Genomic DNA, 20,919 nt, shown 5'->3' with positions numbered 1-20,919 from the left:
CCACACAGTAGAGCGTTCCCGCCGCAATGCGCCACCGGTCCGCATGGCGAGACATCGGTCCCGCCCCTCGACGTCCCCGACGTAGAGCCCTGGACGCAGTCCGACACATTGTCTCTTAGCGTTTGTAATGTGAGGCATAAGCCTGCATGCTGGGCCCCATGTCGAGCACCGAGACCCCGACCCGTCCGCCGACCGGCGCCGACCGCGCACGCCCCTCCCGCTCCGGGAAGCCGCAGGGGCAGTGGAAGGTCGACGGGTCGACGCCGCTGAACTCGAACGAGGAGGTCAAGGCCGCCGACAACGGCCTCAACGTGCGTGAGCGCATCGAGCAGGTCTACGCCCCCGGCGGCTTCGATTCGATCCCGGACGACGACCTCCACGGCCGCTTCCGCTGGTGGGGCCTGTACACCCAGCGCAAGCCGGGCATCGACGGGGGCCGCACCGCGCAGCTCGAGCCGCACGAGCTCGAGGACCGCTTCTTCATGATGCGGGTGCGGACCGACGGCGCGGCCCTGGGCCCGACGGCGCTGCGGACCCTCGGGGGCATCTCCACCGAGTTCGCCCGCAGCACGGCCGACGTCTCCGACCGCGAGAACATCCAGTACCACTGGGTCAGGATCGAGGACGTCCCCGAGATCTGGGAGCGTCTGGCGGAGGTCGGCCTCGAGACCACCACCGCCTGCGGTGACACCCCCCGTGGCTTCCTCGGCAGCCCGGTGGCCGGGATCGCGGCCGACGAGATCATCGATCCCACCCCGGTGATCAGCGAGATCACCCACCGCTACCTCGGGGACCCGGAGCTGGCGAACCTGCCGCGCAAGTTCAAGACCGCCATCACCGGTCACCCGAGCCAGGACGTCGTCCACGAGATCAACGACATCTCGCTGGTCGGCGTGGTTCACCCAGAGCTCGGCCCCGGCTACGACCTCTGGGTGGGCGGGGCGCTGTCGACCAGCCCGCGCCTGGCCGAACGGCTCGGTGCCTTCGTGCGCGAGGACCAGGCCGCCGACGTCTGGCACGGCGTGGTGCAGATCTTCCGCGACTACGGGTTCCGCCGGCTGCGGAACAAGGCCCGGCTGAAGTTCCTGCTGGCCGCCTGGGGCCCCGAGCGCTTCCGCGAGGTGCTTGAGACCGAGTACCTCGGCTACGCCCTGGCCGACGGGCCCGCCCCCGGCCCGCCCACCGGCCGCGGCGACCACGTCGGGGTCCACCGGCAGAAGGACGGCCGCAACTACGTCGGCGCCTCGACCACCGTGGGACGGGTCGGCGGCTCGATGCTCACCGACCTCGCGGACCTGGTCGAATCCGTCGGCGCCGACGCCGTGCGGCTGACCCCGTTCCAGTCGCTGGTCGTGCTCGGCGTCCCCGCCGAGCGCACCGACGAGCTGGTCGCCGGCCTCGAGGGCCTCGGCCTGCGCGTGAAGCCCGGCTTCCTGCGGCGCTCGACCATGGCCTGCACCGGCCTCGAGTTCTGCAAGCTCGCGATCGTCGACACCAAGGACACCACGGAGCGGACCCTCGACGAGCTCGAGGATCGCCTCACCGACCTCGAGCCCCTGCTCGAGGAGCCGATCAGCCTGCACGTGAATGGATGCCCGAACTCCTGCGCCCGGATCCAGACCGCAGACATCGGGCTGAAGGGCCAGATCATCACCACCGAGGCCGGTGACCAGGTTCCCGGCTTCCAGGTCCACCTGGGCGGCTCGCTCGCCGCCCCCGGGCTCGAGGAACCCCAGCTCGGCCGCACGCTGCGCGGACACAAGGTCGCCGCCCGCGACCTGTCGGACTACGTCGAGCGCCTCCTGCGCAGCTTCCTCGATTCCCGCGCCCCCGGCGAGACCTTCGCCGCCTGGGCGCACCGCGCCGAGGACGAGGAGCTGCGATGAGCGCGAGCACCGAGCGCACCGCCCGACTGCGGGCCCTGGTCGCGGAGGCGGCGCCGCGCTTCGCGGCGCTCGAGGACGAGCTGGGCCCCGATCAGGTCACCGAGGCCGTCAGCGCCTGGGCCGCGGAGGTCTTCGGCTCCTCCCTGGCCGTCGCCTGCAGCATGGCCGACGCGGTGCTCCCGCACGTGGTCTCCCGCCACCGCCCCGGGGTGGACGTGCTGTTCCTCGAGACCGGCTACCACTTCCCGGAGACGCTGGCCACCCGCGACCGGGTCGCCGCCGAGCTCGACGTGCACGTGGTCGACGTGCTCCCCGAGCGCACCGTCGCCGAGCAGGACGCGGACCACGGGGCGAGGCTGCACGACCGGGACCCCTCGACCTGCTGCGCGCTGCGCAAGGTGGAGCCGCTGCGCCGCTCCCTGTCCGGGTACGACGCCTGGGTCACCGGCGTGCGGCGCGAGGAGGGCCCCACCCGGGCCGACACCCCGCTGGTCACCTATGACGAGGCCTTCGACCTGGTGAAGATCAATCCCCTGGTCTCCTGGTCCTTCGGACAGGTCATGGGGTACTCGCACGATCACGGCCTCCCGGAGAACCCGCTGCTGCAGCAGGGATTCCCGAGCATCGGCTGCGCTCCCTGCACCCGCGCGGTCGCCCCGGGGGAGGACCCGCGGGCCGGGCGCTGGTCCGGCTCGGCGAAGACCGAGTGCGGGCTGCACCCCGCCGACGACTCCGCGGCGCAGGAGCCGTCCTCGCCCCCGACGGTCGCTCCCCTGTCCCTGCTCACCGTCGACCCCGCCCAGGAGGAGAGATGACGACCCTGACCCCGGACCTGTCGGCTCTCGCCACGGAGCCCGAGCGTCCCGGCCTGCTCGACGTGCTCGAGGCCGAGGCCGTCCACATCATCCGGGAGGTGGTCGGGGAGCTCGAGCGCCCCGTGATGCTGTTCTCCGGCGGCAAGGACTCCGTGGTGATGCTGCACCTCGCCGCGAAGGCGCTGTGGCCCGCCCCGGTCCCCTTCCCCGTGCTGCACGTCGACACCGGGCACAACTTCCCCGAGGTGCTGGAGTTCCGGGACGAGGCCGTCGGCCGCTACGGAGTGGACCTGCACGTCGCCTCGGTGCAGGATTATCTCGACGACGGGCGGCTGAGCGAACGGCCCGACGGCACCCGCAATCCGCTGCAGACCCTCCCCCTGCTCGACGCCATCGCGGAGCACCGCTTCGACGCCGTGTTCGGCGGCGGGCGTCGCGACGAGGACAAGGCCCGGGCCAAGGAGCGGATCGTCAGCCTCCGCAACGCCTTCGGACACTGGGATCCCAAGAACCAGCGCCCCGAGCTGTGGCACCTGTACAACACCCGCCGGCGTCCCGGGGAGCACGTGCGCGTCTTCCCCCTGTCGAACTGGACCGAGCTCGACGTATGGCGCTACATCGCGCGGGAGGACATCGCCCTGCCGTCCCTCTACTACGCCCATGAGCGCGAAGTGGTCGAGCGCGACGGCATGCTGCTCTCCCCCGGCGACTGGGCCCGGCCGCGCGAGGACGAGCATCCCACCGTGCGCACGGTCCGGTACCGCACCGTGGGCGACATGTCCTGCACCGGCGCCGTGCCCTCGAGCGCGCGCGACGTCGAGGCCGTGATCGCCGAGGTCGCCGCGAGCACGATCACCGAGCGCGGGGCCACGCGTGCCGACGACCGTCTCTCCGAGGCCGCCATGGAGGACCGCAAGAAGGAGGGCTACTTCTGATGGGCACGAGCACCCTGACTCCGGGGCGCGAGGCCGCTCCCACCCTGCTGCGCCTGGCGACGGCCGGCAGCGTCGACGACGGCAAGTCGACTCTCATCGGGCGGCTGCTGCACGACACCAAGTCCGTGCTCGCCGATCAGCTGGCCGCGGTCGAGGACGCGAGCCGGCGTCGCGGCTGGACCGGTGAGCTGGCCGATCTGGCCCTGCTGACCGATGGGCTGCGCGCCGAGCGCGAGCAGGGCATCACGATCGACGTCGCCTATCGCTACTTCGCGACCGCCGAGCGCTCCTACGTGCTGGCCGACACCCCCGGGCACGTCGAGTACACGCGCAACATGGTCACCGGCGCCTCCACCGCCGACGTCGTGGTGGTGCTGGTCGACGCGCGCCACGGCGTCCTCGAGCAGACCCGGCGCCACCTGGCCCTGGCCGCACTCCTGCGGGTCCCCCACGTGATCGTGGCCCTGAACAAGATCGATCTCGTCGAGGACCCCCGGCAGGTGTACGCCGACGTCTCCTCGCAGCTGCTCCCGGTGGCCGAGGCGCTGTCCGTGCCGGTGCCGGCCGTGGTGCCGCTGTCGGCCCTGCACGGCGACAACGTGGTGAGGACCTCCGCGGCGACCCCCTGGTACCAGGGCCCCTCCCTGCTGGAGCTGCTGGAGTCCCTGCCCCCGGGCCGGGACCTCCCGCGCGATCGGTTCCGGATGCCGGTGCAGCTGGTGATCCGTCCTCAGCAGGGCGCGCGGGATGCCGCCCACGTCGACTACCGCGGCTATGCGGGGCTGATCACCTCCGGTGCCGTCGCCGTCGGTGACGAGGTCGTCGTGGCCGCGTCCGGACGGACCACGACCGTCGCCGGCATCGATCTCGGCGCTGAGACCGTTTCCCGGGCCGAGTCCGGGCTGTCGGTCACGCTGCGGCTGGCCGACGAGGTCGATGTCTCCCGCGGCGACCTGCTCGGCAGCGGGGTCGTGCCCACCCCCGTCCAGACCACCTCCGCCGTGCTGGCGTGGTTGTCCCCGGCTCCGCTGCGTGAGGGCGCCCGGGTGCTGGTCAAGCACGGGACCCGCACCGTGCACGCGCTGGTCACCGCGATCCACGAGCGCCTCGACATCGCCCGTCTCACCCAGGTCCCCACCACCAGCGCCGATCTCAACGACCTGGTGCGGGTGGACCTGCAGTTCGCGGAGCCGCTGCCGGTGGAGTCCTACTCCTCCTCCCGCGACGGCGGGGCGTTCATCGTGCTCGACCCGCAGGACGCCACCACGCTGGCGGCGGGCATGGTCGAGGTGCCGGGCCGGGAGTGAGCGGCCACGCCTGACTCGCGGGCCGTCTCCGCCGCTGCTGCCGCCGTCCCGGCTCCTGTCCGCTCCACAGATCGCGAGACCCCATGACCCCGACCCTGGCCGACCTCGTCGACGGGCTCGGCGGCGCCGTGCTCCCCGCAGGATCCGTGGCCCTCATCGGCGGCGGTCCGGGCGCGCTCGACCTGATCACCGTGCGGGGGCTGGCTCTGCTGGGCCAGGCCGACGTGGTGGTGGTGGACCGGCTGGGCCCGCGAGGCCTCACCGAACTGCTGGGCAACGGCATCGAGGTGATCGACGTGGGCAAGCAGCCGGGCCGCCACGCCGTGGATCAGGAGGGCATCGAGTCGCTGCTGGTGGACCGTGCCCGGGCCGGGCATCGGGTGGCCCGGCTCAAGGGAGGGGATCCCTTCCTGCTCGGTCGGGGCGGCGAGGAGATCCTCGCCTGTCGCGCAGCGGACGTCCCGGTGCAGGTCGTGCCCGGAGTGACCTCGGCGATCGCGGGGCCCGGGGCCGGCGACGTGCCGGTCACCCACCGCGGGACCGCCGTCGCGCTCCACGTGGTCAATGCCCATGGCGACCTCGGCCCCGCGGACCTCGCCGCCCTGCGCGACCCGGGCACCACGACGGTGCTCATGATGGGCGTCGGCTGGCTGCCACGTCTGGTGGCGCAGGCGCTGCTGAACGGGGTCGACCCCGCCACTCCGGTCGCCGTGGTGCAGAATGCGAGCCTCCCGGAGCAGCGGACCGTCCACGGGCGGCTCGGGACCATCGACCAGGTCGCCGCCGAGGCGGGCGTCGGCTTCCCGGCGGTCATCACCGTCGGCCGCACCGCCGCCGAGGGCTTCCTGCACCCTCCCGAGCCCGTCGGCAGTCCCCGCGGCGCCGGCCGCGAGGCGCTGCCCCGCCCGAGCGCCGCAGCGGACGACGACAGCGCGGTCGAACCGACCTCCACGCCGCACCCGCCGGTTCTCGTCGGCTGCGCCCACGGAACCCGCTCGCGGGCAGGGCGCGACACGGTGCGCGCGCTGCTGCGACGGATCGCCCGCGAGATCCCGGACGTCCCCGTGCGCGAGGCCTACCTCGACGTCCAGACACCGGAGGTCGCCGCCGTCGTGGCCGAGCAGGCCGAGGTGCGAGCGGCCGTCCGGACCCGAGAGGACGACGCCCCGGCCGCTGCCGTGGTGGTGCCGCTGCTGCTCTCGACCGGCGTCCACGTCGACCGGGACATCTCCGCTGCGGTGGCCGACCGGGAAGCGGTGGCCGCTGCGCCGCTCGGCCCCGATCCGCGGCTCGCGCTCGTCCTCGCGCAGCGTCTGGCCGAGGCCGGAGCGAGCGACGGCGACGCGGTGGTCCTGGCTGCGGCGGGCACGCGGGATCCGGCCGGTCAGGCGATGGCCCACGAGATGGGCCGGCTGCTCACGGAGACGCTGGGGCGCGAGGTGATCGTCGGGTTCCTCGCGGCCGCCGAGCCCTCCCTGCCCGAGGCGGTCTCCTGTGCCCGCGAGCGCACCGGTTCCCGGGTGGCGCTGGCGACCTACCTGCTCGCGCCGGGGTTCTTCCACGACCAGCTGGCCCCGGCCGGGGCGGACCTGGTGGCCGCGCCGCTCGGCGACCATCCGCTCGTGGCGGAGGTCGCCGTGGAGCGCTACCGCCAGGTCCTCGGCAGCTGAGCGGACGCGTCGTGGATCAGTCCAGAGGCCGGCGGGTGGCGCCGTAGGTCGCCGACCGCACCAGGTGCGCGTAGACCTTGAGGGCCTGCGTCACCTCACGCTCACGGTGCTCGGGGCGCCACGGCAGGGACCCCTTGGCCGCGCGACGGCGCGCCAGCTCCTCCTCGTCGACGTCGAGCTCCAGCAGGCGCTTGTCGACGTCCATGATGATCGGATCGCCGTCCTCGATGAGACCGATGAGACCGCCCTCGGCCGCCTCCGGGGAGATGTGCCCGATGGAGACTCCGCTGGTGCCCCCGGAGAAGCGGCCGTCGGTGATCAGGGCGCAGGTCTTGCCGAGCCCGCGCCCCTTGAGGAACGAAGTCGGGTAGAGCATCTCCTGCATGCCGGGACCGCCCTGTGGCCCCTCGTAGCGGATCACCACGACGTTCCCGGCCCGGACCGTCTTGTCGAGGATCTTCTGGACGGCCTCCTCCTGGGAATCGCAGACCACCGCGGTGCCCTCGAAGTGGAACAGGTCCTCGGTGACGCCGGCGGTCTTGAACACCGCACCGTCATGGGCCAGGTTGCCCGTGAGCACGGCGAGTCCGCCGTCCTTGGTGTAGGCGTGCGGGACCGCGCGGACCACGCCGTTCTCGCTGTCGGTGTCCAGGTCGTCCCAGGTGTTCGTCGTGGAGAAGGCCTGCGTGGTGCGGACGCCGCCGGGAGCGGCATGGAACAGGGCCTCGGCCTTCGGGGAGGCGGAGCCTCCGCGGATGTCCCACTCGGCAAGCCAACTGGAGAGGTCCGGCGAGTGCACCGTGTGCACCGTGTGGTCCAGCAGTCCCGCACGGTCGAGCTCGCCGAGGATGGCGGGGATGCCGCCCGCGCGGTGGACGTCCTCGACGTGGGCGGTGCCGTTGGGGGCGACCTTGGAGAGCGTGGGCACCAGGCGGGAGATCCGGTCGATGTCCTCGAGGCCGAAGTCGACCCCTGCCTCGATCGCGACGGCCAGGATGTGCAGGATCGTGTTGGTGGAGCCACCCATGGCGACGTCCATGGCCATGGCGTTGGAGAACGCGGCCCGGGACGCGACCGAGCGCGGCAGCACCGACTCGTCGCCCTCCTCGTAGTAGCGCGTGGCCAGGTTCACGATCGTCCGGCCGGCCTCGAGGAAGAGCTCCTTGCGGAAGGCGTGGGTGGCCAGCGTGGTGCCGTTGCCGGGCAGGGAGAGCCCCAGCACTTCGGTGAGGCAGTTCATCGAGTTCGCCGTGAACATTCCGGAGCACGAGCCGCAGGTGGGGCAGGCGTTCTCCTCCACCTCGGCGAGCTGCGCGTCGGTGACGGAATCGTCGGCGCTGAGCGCCATCGCGTCGACCAGGTCGATGCGGTTCTCGGTGACGCCCTCGACCGGCTTCCCGGACTCGGAGGGACCGCCCGAGACGAAGATGACCGGGATGTTCAACCGCATCGCGGCCATCAGATGGCCCGGGGTGATCTTGTCGCAGTTGGAGATGCACACCAGGGCGTCGGCCGTATGGGCGTTGACCATGTACTCGATGGAGTCGGCGATGATGTCGCGGCTGGGCAACGAGTAGAGCATGCCGCCATGACCCATGGCGATGCCGTCGTCCACGGCGATGGTGTTGAACTCCTTGGAGATGCCGCCGGCCTCCTTGATCGCGCCGGCGACGAGGTCACCCATGTTCTTGAGGTGGACGTGACCCGGCACGAACTGGGTGTACGAGTTCGCGATCGCGATGATCGGTTTGCCGAAGTCGCCGCTCTTCATGCCGGTCGCACGCCACAGGGCGCGGGCGCCGGCCATATTGCGGCCGTGGGTCGAGGTGCGGGAGCGGAGCTGAGGCATGGGAAGAACTCTACGCCGACATGCGAGATGCGGATGTCACCATCCGGACGGTGGACCACCCCGGGTCCCGTCCCCCTGCCCCGCCGCTTCCTCGGCACGTCCCAGCAGCTCATCCGGCTCCCGAGCCGTGCCACGAGAAGCGGACGGCCGGCCCGCGGCCCGGGCATCCCTCCCCGGCGCCGCGGACCGACCGACCGCAGGACGTTCGTCGGACGGCTCAGCTCACGCCGAGCTTCTCCATGATCAGCTCGCGCACGCGGCCGGCGTCGGCCTGGCCGCGGGTGGCCTTCATGACCGGGCCGATGAGAGCGCCGATGGCCTGCACCTTGCCGCCCTGGATCTTGGCGACCACGTCCGGGTTCTCGGCGATGGCCTGCTCGACGGCGCCGGTGAGCACCGAGTCGTCGGAGACGACCGCGAGACCCTCCCGCTCGATGATCGCCGTCGGGTCGCCCTGGCCGTCGAGGACCCGGGTGAGCACCTGCTTGGCGATCTTGTCGTTGATCTTGTCCGCATCCACGAGGCCCTGCAGCTCGGCGACCTGCGCCGGGGTGACCACCAGCGCATCGAGGTCCACGTCCTGTTCGCGCGCGGTGCGGGCGAGCTCGCCCATCCACCACTTGCGGGCGCTCTGCGGGCTCGCACCGGCCGTCACGGTGGACTCGAGGAGATCGAGGGCGCCCGCGTTGATCACGTCGCGCATCTCGAAATCGGTGAAGCTCCACTCCCCCAGCAGGCGGCGCCGGCGGGCGGCCGGCAGCTCCGGCAGGGAGCCGCGGATCTCCTCGACCCATTCCCGGCTCGGGGCGAGAGGGACCAGATCCGGCTCGGGGAAGTAGCGGTAGTCCTCCGCGTCGGACTTCGGGCGTCCCGAGGAGGTCTCGCCGGTGTCCTCGTGGAAGTGGCGGGTCTCCTGGACCACGCTGCCGCCCGCGTCGAGGATCCCCGCCTGGCGGGAGATCTCGTAGCGCACGGTGCGGTCGATGGACCGGAAGGAGTTGACGTTCTTGGTCTCGGAGCGGGTCCCCAGCGGCGCGGAGGGGTCCGCGCGCAGGGACACGTTGACGTCGGCGCGCACGTTGCCGCGCTCCATCCTCGCCTCGGAGACGTCCAGGGCCCGGAAGATGTCCCGCAAAGTGCGCACATAGGCGGCCGCGACCTCGGGGGCCCTCCCCTTCGTGTCCGGGATGGGCTTGGTGACGATCTCGACCAGCGGCACGCCGGCGCGGTTGTAGTCGACCTGGGAGTGGGTCGCGCCGTGGATCCGCCCGGTGGCGCCGCCGACGTGGGTGTTCTTGCCGGCGTCCTCCTCCATGTGGGCGCGCTCGATCTCGACGCGGATGATCTCGCCGTCCTCCAGCTCGACATCGACCCAGCCCTCGTAGGCGATCGGCTCGTCGTACTGCGAGGTCTGGAAGTTCTTGGTCAGGTCGGGGTAGAAGTACTGCTTGCGCGCGAAGCGGCAGTTCTCCGCGATCGAGCAGTTCAGCGCCAGGCCGATCCTGATCGCGTACTCGACGGCGCGGCGGTTCACGACCGGCAGGGACCCGGGCAGACCGAGCGAGGTCGGGGTGATCGCGGTGTTCGGCTCGGCGGCGAAGATGTTGGGGGCGCCGTCGAACATCTTGGTGGCGGTGCCGAGCTCGACATGGACCTCGATGCCGAGGACCGGGTCGAAGCGGGCGATCGCCTCGTCGTAGTCGACCGGGGCGGTCGGCGCGGTGGGCTGTGCGGTGCTCATCGGGTCGCTCCTGCGGTGAGTTCGGGCGCCGTGGCCAGCAGGGGGCCTCCCCAGGCGTCCTCGAGCAGCGCCTCGAGGGCACCGCCGACGCGGTAGAGGCGCTCGTCGGCGCGAGCCGGGGCGAGGAACTGGATGCCGGCGGGCAGTCCGTCCTCGGCCAGACCGCTGGGCACCGAGATACCCGGGGTGCCGGCGAGGTTGGCGGGGATGGTGGCGATGTCGTTCATGTACATCGCCATCGGGTCGTCGACCTTCTCGCCGAGCCGGAAGGCGACGGTGGGCGAGGTGGGCGAGGCGAGCACGTCGACCTGCTCGAAGGCGGCGGAGAAGTCGCGCTGGACCAGGGTGCGCACCTTCTGGGCGCTGCCGTAGTAGGCGTCGTAGTAGCCGGCCGACAGCGCATAGGTGCCCAGCAGGATGCGGCGCTTGACCTCGTCGCCGAAGCCGGCGCCGCGGGTCGCCTTCATGACGTTCTCGGCAGTGGGATGGTCTTCGGGGACCACCCGCAGGCCGAAGCGCATGCCGTCGAACTTGGCGAGGTTCGATGATGCCTCCGAGGGCATGATCAGGTAGTAGGCCCCCAGCGCATAGCGGAAGTTCGGGCAGGCCACCCGCACGATCTCCGCCCCCGCCCGCTCGAGCTGGTCGAGGGACTCGGTGAAGCGGGCGCGGACCTCGGGGGCGAAGCCCTCCCCCTCGAGCTCCTCGATGACGCCGATCCGCAGGCCCTTGACGTCCTTGCCGCGTGCCGCCTGGGTGTACGCGCCGACAGGGTCGGGCAGCGAGGTGGAGTCGTGGGGGTCGTGCCCGGCGATGAGCTCGTGCAGCAGCGCTGCGTCCTCCACGGTGCGGGTGACGGGGCCGGCCTGGTCCAGGGAGCTTGCCATCGCGATCAGACCGTAGCGGGAGACCGAGCCGTAGGTGGGCTTGACGCCGACGGTGCCGGTGACGGCCCCGGGCTGGCGGATCGAGCCGCCGGTGTCGGTGCCGATCGCGAGCGGGGCCTCGTAGGCGCCGACGGCCGCGGCGCTGCCACCGCCGGAGCCGCCGGGGATGCGGTCGCGGTCCCAGGGGTTGCGGGTGGGGCCGTAGGCGCTGGACTCGGTGGAGGAGCCCATGGCGAACTCGTCCATGTTGGTCTTGCCGAGAATGGGCAGGCCGGCGGCGCGGAGCTTCTGGACCAGGGTCGCGTCGTAGGGCGGGATCCAGCCCTCGAGGATCTTGGAGCCGGCGGTGGTGGGCTGGCCCTCGGTGACCACCACGTCCTTGACGGCGATGGGCACACCGGCGAGACCGTGCAGCTCCTCCCCGGCGGCGCGGCGGGAGTCGACGTCCCTCGCGGTGGTCAGGGCTTCGTCCGTGTTGACGTGGAGGAAGGCGCCGAGGTCGCCGTCGACGTCGGCGATGCGGTCCAGGTGGGCGCGGGTGAGCTCCTCGGAGGAGACCTCGCCGGCCTCGAGCGCCGCGGCCTGGGCGGCGGCGCTGCGGCGGATGATGTCACGGGATGTCATGGGGGTCCTCACGCTCTCACTCCTCGCCCAGGATCTGCGGGACCGCGAAGCGGCCGTCCTGGGCCTCAGGAGCGCCGGCGAGCGCCTGCTCCTGGGTCAGGGTGGTCTCGACGACGTCCTCCCGGAGGACGTTCGTCATGGCAAGGGGGTGGGAGGTCGCGGGAACGTCCTCGGTGGCGACCTCGGAGACGGAGGCGACAGCGTCCATGATGGAGTCGAACTCCCCGGCGAAGCGGGCGATCTCCTCCTCGGTGAGCTGGATCCGTGCGAGGTCGGCGAGGCGTGCGACGTCATCTCGTCCGATGGAAGGCATGGGAACAGTCTAGGTCCGCTCGGCGGGGCCGGTGCGCACGCGGTAGTGATACGTGCCCAGGTGGGTGAGGCCGAGGCCCCGGTACAGCGCCCTCGCCCCGTCGTTGTCCCGCTCGACCTCGAGCAGGGCTCGATCGGCGCCCTGGACCGCGGCGAGGGCGAGCAGGGTGCGGGAGAGGGCGAGGCCGAGCCCCTGTCGACGATGGGCGGGGTCCACGGCGATCATGTTCAGCACCGCCGCGGTGCTCCTGCCGGCCGGGACCAGGGCCGCGCGGCCGACGGCGACGGGTTCGGCGTCGGTCGCTCCGTCGGCCCGCAGCAGGACCTGCACGCTCGGCGTCCCGGCGAGGATGTCGTGGAGGGTCTCCCGCGCCTGCTCACCATCTCGCGGGGCGAGGCGCCAGGCCGCCTCGAACCATTCCTCGTCGAGCGCGCCGGTGCGGATCTCGGCCGCGGGGTGAGGGACGTCCCGGCGCGATCCGTCGAGGACGGTGGTGAGCACCTCGCTCTCCCCCTGCCGGGTGTAGCCGCGCTCGGCGAGGACGGCGTCGAGGCGCTCGGGCCCGTGGAGGTCCAGGACGCGGAACGCCGGCGACTCCCCGGCCATCTCGTACAGGCCCTGGACCCGGTCGATCGCCGGGGCCAGGGCCTCCTCGGAGTCCGGGGCGTCGAGGGCGACGGCGCTGTGGGCACGGCGTGTGATCCCCCGCGAGCGCAGCAGGGCGAAGCCGTCGACGTCGAGGCGCTGCAACGGTCGCCATCCGGCGATCAGTGCCTCGAGAAGTCGGAAGCCGCTGAGGGGGCGGGCAGCGGGACGGGGCGCGCGAAGGGTCATCGCTCCGATCGTAGCGAGCGCCCCGGTAGAATCCGTACCTCCATCCGAGGACGCACCGAGGAAGCAGGCCCGACATGTCCGTCGATCCGAATGTCGATTACCACTCCCATGATCCCGAGGACGACGATCAGCGCTCCCAGGACCCGGCGATCCGCGAGGCCCAGGAGCTCGAGGAGCGCATGAGGCGCGCCCTGGCCACCAAGGAGGACCCGCTGCGCGACGACGAGTCCACCTCGGAGCGGCTGCGCCGCCTGGAGGCCGAGCGCGCGGACGACACCGGGAGCTGAGCGGTCGAGAGGTCGTACGGGAGGTCCGCGAGAGTCCTCCCACCGGTCCTCCACAGGCTTCGGCGGTGCCGTGTCCGTCCACACTCCCGGGGCGAGATCCCGTTCGTCGCCGTGCCTTGCCACACTGGGGGCATGGACTCCCCCACCCCGGCCACTGCAGCGCCCACGCCTCCCCCGGACCTGCGCACCGAGGCGCAGGAGGCGCTGCGTGCACTCACCGGACGCGCCGATGCCGATTTCCACGACGGGCAGTTCGAGGCGATCTCGGCGCTGGTCGAGGAGCGCCGACGGGTGCTGGTGGTCCAGCGCACCGGCTGGGGCAAGTCCGCCGTGTACTTCCTCGCGGCGCTGCTGCAGCGGCGCCGCGGCGCCGGCCCGGCCCTGATCATCTCCCCGCTGATCGCCCTCATGCGCGACCAGGTCTCGGCCGCGCGCCGCGCCGGCGTGCGCGCCGAGGCGATCAGCTCCGCGAACCCCACCGAGTGGGCCGACATCGAGGAAGCGCTCGACGCCGACGAGCTCGACGTCCTGCTGGTCTCCCCCGAGCGCCTCGTCAACCCGCGCTTCCGGGCCGAGCAGATGCCGCGGCTGATCTCGCGCTGCGGGCTGCTGGTGATCGACGAGGCCCACTGCATCTCCGACTGGGGGCACGACTTCCGTCCCGACTACCGGCGACTGCGCGATCTGGTCGGCGAGCTCGGCGCCGAAGTGCCGGTCCTCGCCACCACCGCGACCGCGAACTCCCGGGTGGTCGCGGACGTCGCCGAACAGCTGGGCACCCCGGGTGAGGGCGCGGCCCCGGTGCTGACACTGCGCGGCTCCCTCACCCGCGACTCGCTGCGCCTGGGCTGTCTGACGCTGCCGGATGACCGGGCACGCCTGGAGTACCTGGTGCGCCATCTGGACGAGCTGCCCGGCTCGGGGATCATCTACACCCTGACCGTCTCCGCGGCGGAGGATCTCGCGGACCTGCTGGACCGACCCGAGCGCCGGGTGCGCGCCTACACCGGCCGCACCGACGCCGAGGAGCGGGCCGAGCTCGAGACAGCGCTCAAGGACAACGAGGTCAAGGCGCTCGCGGCCACCAGCGCTCTGGGGATGGGCTTCGACAAGCCGGACCTCGGCTTCGTCGTGCACTTGGGGGCGCCGAGCTCCCCGGTGGCCTACTACCAGCAGGTGGGTCGTGCCGGTCGTGCGACCGAGACCGCCGACGTGCTGCTGCTGCCGGGTCGCGAGGATCGGGCCATCTGGGAGTACTTCGCGACCGCCTCGATGCCCGCCCAGGCCGACGCCGACGCCGTCCTCGCCGAGCTGGGCGCCTCATCGGGTCCCGTCTCCACCCCGGCGCTCGAGGCCCGGGTCGACGTCAAGCGCAGCGCCCTCGAGCTGCTGCTGAAGGTGCTCGCCGTCGAGGGGGCGGTGGAGTCGGTGCGGGGCGGTTGGGTCTCCACCGGCGCCTCCTGGAGCTACGACGCCCCTCGCTACGAGAACGTCGCCCGGGCCCGGCGCGAGGAGCAGCAGGCGATGCTCGACTACGAGCGCCTCCGCAGCGGCGACCCGCAGCAGTGCCGGATGCTGTTCCTGGCCCGTCAGCTCGATGACGACACCGCCGTTCCGTGCGGACGCTGTGACGTGTGCGCCCCGCCCTGGTACCCGACCCCCGAGGCCGCCGCCCCCTCGGCCGCGCCGGAGGCCGCGCACCCCACCGGAGCGGAGCCGGCGGCGGACACCTCCCGCGACGCGGTCTCCCGCCTGCTGGATCGCGTCGGGGTGCCCGTGGACCCCCGTAAGCAGTGGCCGCAGGGTCTGGACCGCCTCGGGATCACCGCGGCCTCCGGTGCCCCGCTGCGAGGGAACATCGCTCCGGCCGAGCGGGTCGAGGAGGGCCGGGCACTGGCACGGATGTCGGACCTGGGGTGGGCAGTGCCGTTGCGGGGACTGCTCCGCGTCGACGAGCAGGGTCACCGGGTCGACGCCTCCCTCACCCCGGCGATCGCCCAGCGCGTGGTCGAGGTGCTCGCGGACTGGGGCTGGGACCGGCGCCCGGAGGCGGTGGTCGGGATCGGCTCGGCGACCCGCCCGCACCTGGTGCGGGAACTGGCCTCGGGCATCGCCCGCCTCGGCAGGATGCAGGATCTCGGCGACGTGCCGACCTCCTCCGACGCCACGGAGCTGTTCGGGGCCCGCAACAGCGCCTTCCGGGTGGCGGCGCTGTGGGACCGGTTCGTGCTCACCCCGGAGCTGATCGAGCAGATCGACGCCCTGAAAGGCGCGCCGGTCCTGCTGGTCGACGACGAGATCGACACTCGCTGGACGATGACGCTCGTCGGGCGTCTGCTGCGCCGCGCAGGGTCCGGGCCCGTGCTGCCGCTGTCCCTCGCGCTGATCAGTTGATCAGACGCCGTAGTCCTCGGCACCGACCGCGAAGACCGGCTGGTCCCCCGTCTCCTCACGGAGGCTCCAGAGCAGATCGGGTCCGTTCGGGTCCTGCCAGTAGCTGAGCGACTCGCCCCAGTTCACCCAGGGGTGCGCGGTCATCTCGCCGCTCCCGGACCAGGCGTGGAGGGTCCTGTTCGTCGAGTTGGACTGGTTGAACCACCAGGTGCCGTCGAAAGAGGCGACACCGTTGAGGTTGTGGAGAGGGACCTCGAGGGCCTCGGTGGCCGTCGTGGTCGAGGCGAATTTTGTGCTGCCCGGTGCGAAGGGGAAGCGGACGGCACGCGTCGTGCCGGCGGGGTAGTCGCAGTCCGTGCAGCGGTACTCGGTCATGACCACGGAGGTGCTCGACCTGTCCAAGGAGATCGTGCTCCAGAGCAGCTCCTCGGAGCCGGGGTGCGTGGCGATGGTGCCCACCTGCGGGAGGGCGAAACCGAAGTGGTGGGCGTAGAAGGTCTCCCCCACCCGGCCGATCTGCTCCTTCTTTCCGCCGCGGTCCGTGGTGAGGATGCGTCTCATGTCGAACACGCGCATTCCCTGGTTGGTGTCCGCGACGTAGAGCAAGTCCCCATACCAGGCGATGCCGCCGGCGTGGATCGGGACGTCGCGGAAGCTGGGCTCGTCGACGTCCTCGGTGGGTTCGACCAGGAGGATCTGTCGATATGTGTTCGGATGGTCCGCATCCCAGTCGATGAGATTGATCCCGCAGCCCTCGAAGGAGCTGTCGTAGAAGCTCACCGCGATGAGCTGCCTGCCCTCGTACCGGCCTCCCTGCGCGCTCCCGACGGCGTCGCGGCTGGTGGTGATGCCCTGCGGTGCGACGTGCGAGACGTCCTCGTGATAGGACTCGAAGCGGAAGCCGTGGAGCTGACCGTCGACGACCCCGCTGACAGGAGTTCGTTCGTAGTTCGCGTCTTCCATGAGCTCGCTGACGCTCGAGCTTCCTACCTGCTCCAGCAGCGCCTCCACGAGATCCGCGTAGGTGGTGTAGTCCGCGGTGACGGTGAAGGAGTCCGGGGAGATGTCCTCGGGCACGTCCGCGGCGTGAGCCGGCGGTGCGGCCAGTGTCGCGCCGCCGGCGGTGACGGCCCCGAGCAGTCCGGCTCCGCGCAGCACGGTGCGGCGGTCGATCCCTCCTCGTGCGGTGCGCTGGGGATCGGATGTCGGAGGAACGGGGGCGATGGCACTCATGGCCGAGCTGCCTTCCTGTGGGGTACGGCTGTGAGACGCACCACCGTGCCATCGCAGTGGAGGCAAGTCGAGACCTTTTCCCGCCCCCCCCCGAGCGGAGGATGCTTCCACTCCCCCGAGGAGGCTTGCTCCTCGGTCTCGCTCCCGAGTTCGGCAGCGACGTGTGTGCACCGCTCGCGCAGCTCGTCGACGGAGAAGACGTTGTCCAGGCTCTGCACCCGCTCCGCGTGCTCGATCGTCGGCAGCCCGGCGGCGGCCCCGCCGACGGTCCGGGTCGGCGAGTCGGCATCCGCTCCTGCCCGGAGCCCGGTCACGGACCGTAGTCGGAGGCTGCGACCGCGAAGACCGGCCGGTCCCCCGTCTCCTCGCGGAGGCTCCACAGCAGGTCGGGACCGTCCTCGTCCTTCCAATAGGACAGGGACTCGCCCCAGTTCACCCAGTCGTGTGACGTCATCTCGCCGCTGCCGGACCAGGCGTACAGAGTCTGATGCGTGGAGTTGGAGCTGTTGAACCACCAGGTGCCGTCGTACGAGCCGACTCCGTTGAGGTTGTGCAGCGGGACCTCGAACGCCTCGGTGGCGGTGGTCGTCGCGGCGAATCGGGTGCTGTCCGGCGCGAAAGGGAAGCGGACGGCGCGGGTGGTGCCGCCCGGATAGTCGCAGTCGGTGCACCGGTACTCCGTCATGACGATCGAGGTGCTCGAGCGGTCCAGGGAGATGGTGGACCACACCAGCTCCTCCCCCTCGACGTGCGAGGTGATCGTTCCGACCTGCGGGAGGGCGTAGCGGTACTGGTGGGCGTAGAAGGTGTCGCCCACCCGGCCGATCTGCTCCTTGTCCCCGCCGGTGTCCGTCGTGAGGATGCGGGTCATGTCGAACACTCGCATCCCCGTGCCGGTGTCCGCCACGTAGAGCAGGTTTCCGTACCAGGCGATGCCTCCGACGTGGATGGGGACGTCCTCGAAGCTGGGCTCCTCCGGGGTGCCGGTGGGATTCACGAGCAGGATCCGTCGGTAGCGGTTCGGATGGTCCGAGTCCCAGTCGATGAGGTTGATCCGAGAGCCCTTGGGCGAGCTGTTGTGGAAGCTGACGGCGATGAGCTGGCGGCCGTCGTACCGCCCGTCCTGGGTGGTGCCGACGGCATCGCGGGTGGTGGTGATGCCCTGCGGAGCGACGTCGGAGTCGTTCTCGTCGCCGGAGGCGAAGCGGAAGCCGTGACGCTGGCCGCCCACGACGCCGCTCACGGGTGTCCGCTCGTGATTGGCGGTGTCCATGACCTCGCCCACGCTCGCCCGGCCGGCCTGCTCCACCAGCGCGTCCACGACGTCGGCGTCCGTGGCGTAGTCCGCGGTGAGGGTGAAGGAGTCCGGGGTGACCGCAGTCGGCGCGTCGGCGGCGAGCGCGGGGGCCGTGGTGAGGGTCGCCCCGGTCGCGGTGGCGACGCCCATCATGCCCGCGCCGCGCAGCAATGCGCGGCGGGCGATCCCTGCTCTGGGGGCGGCGCCGGCCGGATCGGGGGCCGAGGGGACGGGGACCGTGGTGCTCATGGCGGATCAACCTCTCTGTGGGGTGCGATGTGCGTCACACCACCGTGGCATCGTCGCCGAGGGCTGTCGAGCCGTTATCGGGATCCTCCTTCGTGCGGAGGAGACAGGGCGTCCCGGGCCTTCTACGGCGTCGTTCCCTCGTCGGCGGCCTCGTCCCCGTCGCCGGTCGGCTCGGCGACCGCCTCAGGACCGTCCTCCAGGAGCGCGACGAAACCGGCCTCGTCGAGGATGCGCAGGCCGAGGTCGCGTGCCTTGTCCTCCTTGGAGCCGGCGTTCTCACCCACCACCACGAAGTCCGTCTTCTTGGAGACGGAGCCGGAGGACTTCCCACCGCGGGCGATGATCGCTTCCTTGGCGCCGTCCCGGGTGAAACCCTCCAGACCGCCGGTGACCACGACCGTCAGACCCTCGAGCGTTTTCACGAAACCCTCGTCGACCTCGTCGACCATTCGCACGCCGGAGGCGGCCCACCCGTCGACGAGCTCGTGATGCCAGTCCACGGTGAACCACTCGCGCACGCTCTCGGCGATGATCCCGGCCACGCCGTCGGTCTCGGTGAGCTGGGCGAGGTCCGCCTCGCGGATCGCGTCCATCGCGCCGTACGCGACGGCGAGGGAACGTGCCGCCGTCGGCCCGACGTGTCGGATGGACAACGCGACGAGCACCCGCCACAGCTCAGCGGACTTCGCCTTCTCGAGCTCCTCGGCGAGGGTCTCGGTGTTCTTCAGGGTCGCCGAGGGCCTGTTCAGCTTCCAGGCCCCCTCGCGCTTGTAGTGCTTGAACAGCGGGCGCGACCAGAAGACGGGCTGGATGCGCCAGTCGCCCGTGACCTCCCCATCACGCCGCTCGGGCTGCCACACGAAGATCTCTCGCAGGTCCTCGGCCGTGAGGTCGAAGAGGTTCGCCCCGGTGGTCACGACCGGCGTCTGCAGCGCGGGCAGCAGCGGGTCGTCCTCCTCGGTGATGCGCAGCAGCGGGACGCCGTCGGCGCCCTCGACCTCCCGGCCGTTCTTGAGGACCACGAAGCTGGGCAGCTCTGAGTCCGCGGCCTCGCGGATGGGGAGGTAGACGCAGCGGCCGGCGCGCAGGGCGGCCAGCGCCTCGGGCCGGCGCTTGTCGGGGTCGGTCAGTGCGATGGCGCTCTCCTCCCCCAGTGACTCGATGTCGAAGGCGCCACGGGAGGCTGCGTGCTCGATGCGGCCGGTGACCTGGCTGGGGCAATCGCGTGTGTTCGGGCAGCGCCAGTCCTTGTCCCCCTCCTTCGCGGGGCCGATCGGGGTGCCGCAGGCGGGGCACTCGCGGGGCATCTCGAAGGCCCGCTCACTGCCGTCTCGCAGCGTCTCGACGGGTCCCAGGATCTCCGGGATCACGTCACCGGCCTTGCGGAGCACGATCGTGTCACCGATGAGCACGTCCTTGCGCTCGACCTCGAACTGATTGTGCAGCGTGGCCATCTGCACGGTGGAGCCGGCGACCTTCACCGGCTCCATCACCCCGAACGGGGTCACGCGCCCGGTGCGGCCCACGTTGACCTGGATGTCCAGCAGCTTCGTGGTGACCTCCTCGGGCGGGAACTTGAAGGCGATCGCCCACCGGGGGGCGCGGGCGGTCGAGCCGAGGGCGCGCTGCTGGGCGAAGGAATCGATCTTGATGACGATGCCGTCGATCTCGTGCTCGACGTCGTGGCGCTGCCCGCCGTGGTGGGCGATGTACTCGCGCACCGCCGCGAGGGAGTCGAGCACGCGGGTGTGCGGAGAGGTCGGCAGCCCCCAGCCCTCTAGGGTCTCGTACACGTGGGACTGCGAGGTGAGCGTCATCCCCTCGTGCGCCCCGATCCCATGGACGTACACGGCCAGGGCCCGCGACGCGGTCACGGCGACGTCCTTCTGGCGCAGCGAGCCGGCAGCGGTGTTGCGGGGGTTGGCGAACTCGGCCAGTCCGGCCTCGCGCCGCTGCTCGTTCAGGTCCTCGAACTCCGAGGTGGGGTAGAAGATCTCCCCGCGCACCTCGAGCAGGGCCGGCGGCTCGTCGGTGTCCAGCCGCTCGGGGATCGAGTCGATGGTGCGGACGTTGGCGGTGACGTCCTCGCCGACGCGGCCGTCGCCGCGGGTCACGCCGCGCACGAGATCGCCGTCCTCGTACACCAGCGAGATGGCGAGCCCGTCGATCTTCAGCTCGGTGAGATACCGGACGTCGGAGGATCCGCCGAGGCCCTCAGCGGTCCGATGCGCCCACAGGTCGACTTCCTCGAGGCTGAAGGCGTTGTCCAGGCTCATCATCCGCTCGATGTGCGGTACCGGGTCGAATCCGGCGGCCACCGCCCCGCCGACGGTCGCGGTCGGCGAATCGGCGGCGGCCAGGTGCGGGTTGGCCTCCTCGAGGGCGCGCAGCTCTCGCTCCAGCGCGTCGTACTCGGCGTCGGCCATCGTCGGCGCATCGTGCTCGTAGTACTCGATCCGCGCCTGCTCGATCTGCGCGGTCAGCTCGGCGATGCGCTGCTGCGCCTCGTCGGCGTCGCTCAGGGCAGTCTCGGGCTGGGTCTCCTGCTCGTCCGTGCTCACCAGGACATTGTGACGCACGGGTCCGACATCGCCCAGC

Annotated in this window: 15 protein-coding genes; 7 read left to right on the top strand and 8 right to left on the bottom strand. The window is 71.6% G+C overall.

Translation table 11 applies throughout. The annotated features are described in order from the left end of the window. Positions 1–158 precede the first annotated feature (158 nt). The 5 genes from JOF43_RS19455 to cobA all read left to right on the top strand — a co-directional run bounded on the left by JOF43_RS19455 (position 159) and on the right by cobA (position 6,613). Positions 159–1,886 carry a nitrite/sulfite reductase gene (locus JOF43_RS19455; RefSeq protein WP_209904814.1) on the top strand — a complete coding sequence of 576 codons (1,728 nt, stop codon included), beginning with the start codon at positions 159–161 and terminating at the stop codon, positions 1,884–1,886. Beyond that, entirely contained in the window at positions 1,883–2,701 is an 819-nt protein-coding gene (locus JOF43_RS19450) for a phosphoadenylyl-sulfate reductase (RefSeq protein WP_209904813.1), read from the top strand. The genes JOF43_RS19455 and JOF43_RS19450 overlap by 4 nt, the downstream gene beginning before the upstream one ends. Next, positions 2,698–3,636: a sulfate adenylyltransferase subunit CysD gene (gene cysD, locus JOF43_RS19445; RefSeq protein ID WP_209904812.1), complete on the top strand. Its 939-nt coding sequence runs from the start codon at positions 2,698–2,700 to the stop codon at positions 3,634–3,636. Before JOF43_RS19450 ends, cysD begins: the two co-directional genes overlap by 4 nt. Further along, positions 3,636–4,943 (top strand): sulfate adenylyltransferase subunit 1, encoded by a 1,308-nt coding sequence (locus JOF43_RS19440; RefSeq protein WP_209904811.1) that lies wholly within the window; start codon positions 3,636–3,638, stop codon positions 4,941–4,943. Before cysD ends, JOF43_RS19440 begins: the two co-directional genes overlap by 1 nt. Before the next feature lie 83 nt (positions 4,944–5,026). Further along, positions 5,027–6,613: a uroporphyrinogen-III C-methyltransferase gene (gene cobA, locus JOF43_RS19435; protein WP_209904809.1), complete on the top strand. Its 1,587-nt coding sequence runs from the start codon at positions 5,027–5,029 to the stop codon at positions 6,611–6,613. Positions 6,614–6,629: 16 nt separating this feature from the next. On the opposite strand, the gene ilvD is transcribed toward cobA, so the two are convergent. From ilvD to JOF43_RS19410, 5 genes are all read right to left on the bottom strand, one after another. Continuing rightward, complete coding sequence (gene ilvD / locus JOF43_RS19430; protein ID WP_209904807.1) at positions 6,630–8,462, bottom strand: dihydroxy-acid dehydratase; 1,833 nt, start codon at positions 8,460–8,462, stop codon at positions 6,630–6,632. Positions 8,463–8,679: 217 nt separating this feature from the next. Next, complete coding sequence (gatB, locus tag JOF43_RS19425) at positions 8,680–10,203, bottom strand: Asp-tRNA(Asn)/Glu-tRNA(Gln) amidotransferase subunit GatB (RefSeq protein ID WP_209904805.1); 1,524 nt, start codon at positions 10,201–10,203, stop codon at positions 8,680–8,682. Beyond that, positions 10,200–11,714, bottom strand: a complete 1,515-nt coding sequence (gene gatA / locus JOF43_RS19420; protein ID WP_209904803.1) for an Asp-tRNA(Asn)/Glu-tRNA(Gln) amidotransferase subunit GatA — start codon at positions 11,712–11,714, stop codon at positions 10,200–10,202. Before gatA ends, gatB begins: the two co-directional genes overlap by 4 nt. A 16-nt stretch (positions 11,715–11,730) precedes the next feature. Beyond that, positions 11,731–12,027 (bottom strand): Asp-tRNA(Asn)/Glu-tRNA(Gln) amidotransferase subunit GatC, encoded by a 297-nt coding sequence (gatC, locus tag JOF43_RS19415; protein WP_209904801.1) that lies wholly within the window; start codon positions 12,025–12,027, stop codon positions 11,731–11,733. A 9-nt stretch (positions 12,028–12,036) separates the two neighbouring features. After that, positions 12,037–12,861, bottom strand: coding sequence for a GNAT family N-acetyltransferase (locus tag JOF43_RS19410; protein WP_209904800.1), 825 nt, complete (start codon positions 12,859–12,861; stop codon positions 12,037–12,039). 74 nt (positions 12,862–12,935) lie between these two features. On the opposite strand from JOF43_RS19410, the gene JOF43_RS19405 reads away from it, so the two are divergent. Continuing rightward, on the top strand, positions 12,936–13,148 hold the full coding sequence (locus JOF43_RS19405) for a hypothetical protein (protein WP_209904798.1): 213 nt from the start codon (positions 12,936–12,938) through the stop codon (positions 13,146–13,148). A gap of 132 nt (positions 13,149–13,280) precedes the next feature. Beyond that, the gene (locus tag JOF43_RS19400; RefSeq protein ID WP_209904796.1) at positions 13,281–15,542 is read left to right on the top strand and encodes a RecQ family ATP-dependent DNA helicase; all 2,262 of its coding nucleotides are present in this window, start codon (positions 13,281–13,283) and stop codon (positions 15,540–15,542) included. Here the strand turns inward: JOF43_RS19400 and JOF43_RS19395 are convergent, their stop codons facing one another. From JOF43_RS19395 to ligA, 3 genes are all read right to left on the bottom strand, one after another. After that, positions 15,543–16,775, bottom strand: a complete 1,233-nt coding sequence (locus JOF43_RS19395) for a hypothetical protein (protein ID WP_209904794.1) — start codon at positions 16,773–16,775, stop codon at positions 15,543–15,545. Positions 16,776–17,085: 310 nt separating this feature from the next. After that, complete coding sequence (locus JOF43_RS19385) at positions 17,086–18,321, bottom strand: hypothetical protein (protein ID WP_209904793.1); 1,236 nt, start codon at positions 18,319–18,321, stop codon at positions 17,086–17,088. Positions 18,322–18,443: 122 nt separating this feature from the next. Further along, positions 18,444–20,882 (bottom strand): NAD-dependent DNA ligase LigA, encoded by a 2,439-nt coding sequence (gene ligA, locus JOF43_RS19380; RefSeq protein ID WP_209904791.1) that lies wholly within the window; start codon positions 20,880–20,882, stop codon positions 18,444–18,446. Positions 20,883–20,919 lie beyond the last annotated feature (37 nt).

Origin of the sequence: Brachybacterium sacelli (assembly GCF_017876545.1) — a bacterium.
Taxonomy (GTDB): Bacteria; Actinomycetota; Actinomycetes; order Actinomycetales; family Dermabacteraceae; genus Brachybacterium; species Brachybacterium sacelli.
The sequence above is the reverse complement of the archived record's forward strand: the minus strand, read 5'-3'. Positions and strand labels throughout refer to the sequence as shown.